Here is a 3,315-nt window from a genome sequence, read left to right as displayed (position 1 = left end):
CACCGTGTGCGACACCCCCGGAGTGTTCTCCACAAAACTGGTGATCAACCAGTTCAGGTTCTGCGCCGCCTGGCTCATCGGCCTCACACTAACGCTCCTGATCGTATTCGTCGTTCTGCGCGCCACGGGCGTCACGGGCGCCGCGGCCCTGTTGTACACCGCGGCGCAGACTGCTCAGCCTGCCGCGGACATCCTTCGGATCACGCGAGATCTGGGGCTGGTCCGGGGTGGGTTCCGGTGGGGAGTGTTCGGTCAGATGGGCTTGCGGCACTCGTCGGGGGAGCCCGGAGGACGTGGTGCCTCCCGAGCGCTCCTCTCGGCGCGGCCCGCGTTCCCGCCACGCCTCCCCGGGCGTCGGCGGTGCCGACGGTTCCTGGGGCTCGTCCCGCAGTCGCTGTGCCGGGTCCTCCTCGGGCTGCTGCCTTGCTCGTTCACGGCGGGGTAGTCCCGCGCCGGTCATGGCGCGGTCATCCGCCACGACCGGGTCTGTGCCAGTGAAGCCTACGCGCTGTGCGGCTCCGGCGGGACCACCGCGGGGCGATTCCGCGATGGGTGTGACCGGCTCGAAACCCCGCTGTGTCGTGGGATGTTCGCCCGGTGCGGATTCGGTGGCATCCGGGGCGAGCGGGGGCGCGTCCGCCCGGTCGAGCGCCGGAGGGCGCGCGTGGCGCGGTCCCTGGCGGCGTGACACGGGGGGCGCGGTGGGGTCCGAGGTGCCCGTGCGGGCAATTCCTCCGCCCTCGCGTTCGAGCGCCGCGTGGTCGTACGAGGGCCGCACGAGGGGCCCCACGGGGCCGGATGCCGGGGACTCGGGCGTGACGGCGTCCTCGGGGGCGTCGGAGCAGGCCGACGCCGGGAGCATGACGAGCGCGGTCGTCCCCGCCCCCTCGGCGGGCCGCAACTGGACGCGGATGCCGTGCCGCTCGGCGAGGCGGCTGACGACGAACAGGCCCATGCGCCCGGCGACGGCCGCGTCGAGCCTGGGCGGGTCGGCGAGCCGTCCGTTGATGTCGGCGAAACCGGCCGGGGGGAGCCCGACGCCCTGGTCGTGGATCTCGGCCATCACCCGGCCGTCCGGCAGCCGGGTCGCCGTCACGCGGATCGTGCTCTGCGGCGAGGAGAACACCGTGGCGTTCTCCAGGAGTTCCGCGAGGAGGTGCACGAGGTCGTTGACGACGCCCGTGCGCACCACGACGGGGGCGACGCCGAGCAGGTGGATACGGGCGTAGTCCTCGACCTCGGAGGCGGCGGCGCGCAGGACGTCCACCAGGGAGGCCGGGCGGTCCCAACGGTGCTCGGGCTCCTGGCCCGCGAGGACGAGGAGGTTCTCACCGTTGCGGCGCATGCGGGTCGCGAGGTGGTCCAGCTCGAAGAGGGAGGCGAGCTGGTCGGGGTCGGCCTCGTGGCTCTCCAGGGCGCTGATCAGCGCGAGCTGGCGTTCGATCAGCTCCTGGTTGCGGCTGGAGAGGTTGCTGAAGAGGGTGCTGAGGTTCCCGCGCAGCACGGCCTGTTCGCCCGCCAGACGGACGGCCTCGCGGTGGATCTGGTCGAAGGCGCGGGCGATCTGGCCGACCTCGTCCCGGCTGTGGACGTCGATCGGCGCGACGCGCGTGTCGATGCCCGACGGGTCGCTGCGGGAGAGCTGGTCCACGACCGCCGGGAGGCGGTGGCCCGCGACGTCGAACGCCGCGGTGCGCAGCCGGTGCATGCTGCGGCTCATCGAGCGGGCGACGAGGCCCGCGACCAGGAAGGCGAGGAGGACCGCGGCGAGGACGGCGGCGGCGTTGAGCGCCATGTCGCGGCGCGCGGTGGACGCGACGTCGCCCGCCTCGCGGACGGCGGCGTCCACCAGCCCGGTCTCGATCTCGCGGTACGCCTCGAACTCGTCGGTCGCCGCCCGGAACCAGGCGCTGGGGGTCAGTTCCTCCGGCATGTCCTCGCCCGCCGCCCCGGCGGCGATGAGCCGGGTCATCGCCTCCAGGTCGGGCGCAGACGGCTGGCGCGCGGCGGTGCGGCGTCCGGCCTCGGCCGTCACGGCCGCGAGCCGCCGCGCGTCGTCCTCCGTCCCGGCCGCCGTGAACTCGCCCCGGGCGATCTCTTCGAGCCGCGCGTAGGAGAGGAACGCCCCCCGCTGCTCGCCGGTGGCCGCCTCGCCTGGGCCTGGGGCGACGAGGAGGTGGGTGCCCAGGGAGCGCTGGAGGGAGCTGGCGGCCTTGGCGAGGGAGACGGCGTAGACGCCGCGGCCGTAGGCGGCGAGGTTGCCGGTGCCGAGGCCCAGTTCGTTGGAGAAGGACATGAGGGGGCGCTGGACGGCGACGTACGCCTCCTCGGTGGCCGCGCCGGGCAGGACGTCGGTGTACGCCTGCCGCCGCAGGGTGTCCAGGCGGGTCTCGGCCTCGGTGACGGCGGCGACGCGGCGGCGGAGGTTGGCGGTGTCGGGGGCGGCGGCGGCGCGGGCGGCGAACTCGTCGCGGGCCTCGTCGGTCCTGGCCCGTGCGTCACCGATGACGGGGTCGTCGTCCCTGCCCTCCAGCAGCGGCGTGGCGGTGACGTCCCGCTCGTCGATGACGGCGTGGGCGTACGCCGTGGCCGCGCGGACGAGTTCGGCGGTGCGCTCGGCGTCCGTGGCCTCCTGCCAGCGCTCGTACGACCCGTAGACGCGTATGCCGCCGAGGACGAGGGCGACGAGCACCGGGATGAGCAGGATGGCGTTGAGCTTGGTGGCGACGCGCCAGTTGCGCGGGGCGAGGCGGCTGCCCGCCGACGGGGTGTGCGTGCTGCCCCGGCGCGGGTCGTCCGGCGCGTCGGGGGTCGTGCTTCTGCGGCTCACTGGCTCTCACCTCCCGGCACCGGCACGCGGTCGCGGACGGGGCCGTGACTTCTGCGGGGGTCCAGGGGATTCCAGCATGCCGAACAGAGGGTTTCCAATCCCTGGAAACAGGGAGGTTCCGGCGGATCGTGCGGGAGGAAAGCGGACGCATGTCCGAGATGACGGCAAAGCGGATGATTCGCGTGTGCGCGAGGGCCGGGAACGTGTGCGAGCTGTTCGCGGACCGTGCCCGACCGTGCCGGTCGGGCGTGCAAGAACGCGTCCTACGGGTGGCGAACACCACAGCGGCGGCGCGGGGGGCGCGCCGCCGGACGGGTGGCGCTCAGTGCAGCCGCGCGAGCAGCGCGTGTTCGACGAGGGTGATCAGGGCGCTCTTGGACTCCGCACGATGCCGCGCGTCCGTCGTGATGATCGGCGCGTCAGGACCGATCTGCAACGCCTCCCGCACCTCCTCAGGAGAGTACGGCTGATGCCCGTCGAACCCG

1 protein-coding gene and 2 pseudogenes are annotated in these 3,315 nt (G+C 73.8%); all 3 read right to left on the bottom strand.

Annotated elements, in window-relative coordinates; all coding sequences use genetic code 11:
- Positions 1-87: pseudogene (locus tag IF27_RS29555) on the bottom strand (roadblock/LC7 domain-containing protein); the annotation flags it as partial.
- 1 nt (position 88) lies between these two features.
- The gene (locus IF27_RS29550; protein ID WP_052852959.1) at positions 89-2,830 is read right to left on the bottom strand and encodes a sensor histidine kinase; all 2,742 of its coding nucleotides are present in this window, start codon (positions 2,828-2,830) and stop codon (positions 89-91) included.
- Positions 2,831-3,152: 322 nt separating this feature from the next.
- Positions 3,153-3,315: pseudogene (locus IF27_RS29545) on the bottom strand (ATP-binding protein); the annotation flags it as partial.

It is taken from the genome of Streptomyces avicenniae, assembly GCF_000719135.1.
In the GTDB taxonomy this organism is placed as follows: Bacteria; Actinomycetota; Actinomycetes; order Streptomycetales; family Streptomycetaceae; genus Streptomyces; species Streptomyces avicenniae.
This window is presented reverse-complemented; position numbering and strand designations above follow the sequence as displayed.